Raw genomic sequence first — 2,625 nt, 5'->3', positions numbered from 1 at the left:
CCCGTCGTCGCGCTCGGCGACCCCGACGTCGGCGAAACGCCCGCCGCCCGGGTGTAGAAGAAGTAGACGTACGGCAGCTTCGCCAGCACGTCGAGGAAGGCGTACGTGAGGCTGATCCCGACGGCACCGACGAAGGCGAACCCGCCCGGTCCCGTCAGCCAGACGAAGGGGTAGGCCAGCCACAGCAGTCCGATGTGGTTCTTCAGCAGGTTGAACAGCCCCCGCTGGCTCGGGTCGTCGGGGACGGACCGCGGGAACACTACGTACAGGTAGGCGAACAGCCCGACGTGGAACCCGCCGGCCACGGCGAACAGCGCCCACTTGAGCGTCCCCTCGGAGACGGTCGCGCCCGCGCCGAAGGCGATCATCAGCGCGTCGGCGAGCATCACGCCCGCGATCGCCCGCCGGGAGGCCCCGGCCACGTAGCCGACGAAGCCGACGAGTAGGGGCGTGGTGATCACCCAGTCGACGTACCGGAAGCCGACGAACTCGACCCCGTTTACCGTGGTAGTTCCGATCCCGAACGCCATCGCGACGTACGACAGTCCCGCGAACCCGGGGATGATCGCCAGCGCGGCCAGTCGACCCTGATGGGCCGATCCCTTGAGGCTCCGGTACAGCGCGACGGTGATCCCGAGCCCGACGAGGAAGGCGGCCGCGGCCAGCCCGTAGGCGACCGAGACGGGATCCGTCATCGCTCACCCCCGTCGGTCGTGGCCCGTCCACCCGTCGTCCCGCCGTCGAGGTCCGACGGACTCGGTCCGCCCGATTCGACGGTGAACGCCGAGACCCGGTCTTGCAGGGTGGTGACGGCGTCCTGACGGAACGAGCGCAGGGAGTCGGAGATCCGCTCGACGACCTCCTGGCTCTCCTCCATCTCGGTCGCCGCGCCGGTCGCCGTGTCGGCCGTCTCGCTGCTGAGCTCGGTGATCGAGTCGACCGAGCCGGCGGTGTCTTGGACGGTGTCGGCCTGATCGGCGGTCGTCTGCCGGATCTCTTCGAGCGACTGGTTGATCTCCTCGACCGAGCCGGCGATCGTCTCGATGTCGGTCAGGGTCGACTCGACGGTGCTGGTCCCGCTCTGGACCCGCTCCTGTGTCGACCGGATGGAGACCGTCACCTCCTCCGTCTGATCGGCGATCTCGTCTATCATCTCGTCGATCTCGTTGGCCCGCGTCTGCGTCTCCTCGGCGAGCTGTTTCACCTCGTCGGCGACGACCGCGAACCCGTCGCTCCCGCTGCCGCCCTCGCCCGCCCGGGCCGCCTCGATCGAGGCGTTCAGCGCGAGCATGTTGGTCTGTTCCGCGATCTCGCCGATGATGTCGACGATCTCGGTGATCTCGTCCATCCCCTCTCGGAGTCGTTCGACCCGGTCGACGGCCTGTTCAGCCTCGGACTCCACCTCGGCCATCTCGTCTAAGGCGCTCCGAGAGGAGTTCCGGGCGTCGCTGCTCGCCGTCGCCACGTCCTCGCTCCGGTCGGAGAGGTCGTCGACCGTCGCGGCGATCTCCTCGGCGGAGGCGCTCACGTTCTCGACGTCGGTCGCGATCGATTCGAGCTCCTCGCGCTGTTCCTCGGACTGCGACTGGATGGTGGAGGTGGTTCCGACGGCCTCGCCGACGCGCCGTTCGACGTCGGTGCTCATCTCGGCCATCTCCCCGGCGTCCGTCTCGATCCGGTCGGCCATCTCCGTCACCGTCTCGACGGTCGCTTGGAGGTCGTCCATCATCCGGTTGAACGACTCGCCGACCGTCGCGAGCGCCTCGTCGTCCTCGTCGACGTCGACCCGCTGCGTGAGGTCTCCCGTGGCCGCGCGTTCCATCACCTCGCCGTACCGCTCCGCGGTCCGGCGGTAGCGGTCGGCCATCTCGGTGGCCTCGGACTGCGCCGCTTCCAATTCCCCTTGGGTCTGTTCCATCTGCGTCAGCCGGTCCTTCAGCGAGACCCGCATCTCCTCGATGGAGTCCGCCAGCTGTCCGAACTCGTCCGTCCGGGTGGACTCGACTCTGCTGTCGATGTCCCCGTTCGCGACGCGTCTGGTCTGTGCCCCGATCTCGGTGACGCTGGCTACCGTCTCGGCCGCGTTGATCGACCCGAGTGTGAGCAGCCCGGCGATGGACGCCACGATCGTCGCGTTGACCTCGTTCGTGATCAACCCGACGGCGACGATGAATCCCCCCGTGGTGACGTATCCGACCCCCAATTTCGCCCCGTATCTTCTCTTTACCGCTGCTATCGGCATGTGATATCCCAAGGATACTTTTGTGTTAAATGACACTCCAATATTATCGATTCTGATATCCAAATTCGAGCGTTCGGCTCGACTGGTCCGGCGCGCCCGGGGCGCTACTCGGTCCGCCGGCCGCCGTGGCCCGGATAGTCGCGCTCGAAGCGAGACCCGATCTCCTCGCGGTCGAGACGGATCACGACCGGCCGCCCGTGCGGACACGCGTACGGGTTCTCGCAGTCGTCGAGCCGGTCGAGGAGGTCGACGACCCGCCCCTCGGTCAGCGAGGTGTTGCCCGTCACCGAGGGTAACACGCGAGGTCGGCGAGCAGCTCGTCGACGGCGTCCGCGACCGGCTCCTCGCCCGCGGCGGCGTCGTCGACTAGCGCCGACAGGGCG

Annotated in this window: 2 protein-coding genes and 1 pseudogene; all 3 read right to left on the bottom strand. The window is 67.8% G+C overall.

Going from position 1 to position 2,625, the window contains the following annotated elements; genetic code table 11:
* A partial coding sequence (locus tag BN903_RS09440; RefSeq protein ID WP_079890632.1) for a bacteriorhodopsin occupies positions 1–695 on the bottom strand: 695 nt, incomplete at its 3' end.
* A complete protein-coding gene (locus tag BN903_RS09435; RefSeq protein ID WP_048077488.1) occupies positions 692–2,242 on the bottom strand; it encodes a methyl-accepting chemotaxis protein in 1,551 nt (516 codons plus the stop codon). The genes BN903_RS09435 and BN903_RS09440, both read right to left, overlap by 4 nt.
* A 104-nt stretch (positions 2,243–2,346) precedes the next feature.
* A pseudogene (locus BN903_RS09430) lies at positions 2,347–2,625 on the bottom strand (DNA mismatch repair protein MutL); the annotation flags it as partial.

The organism is Halorubrum sp. AJ67, from assembly GCF_000513435.1.
Note: the sequence above shows the minus strand (reverse complement) of the source record. Positions and strands in the feature narration are given on the sequence as shown.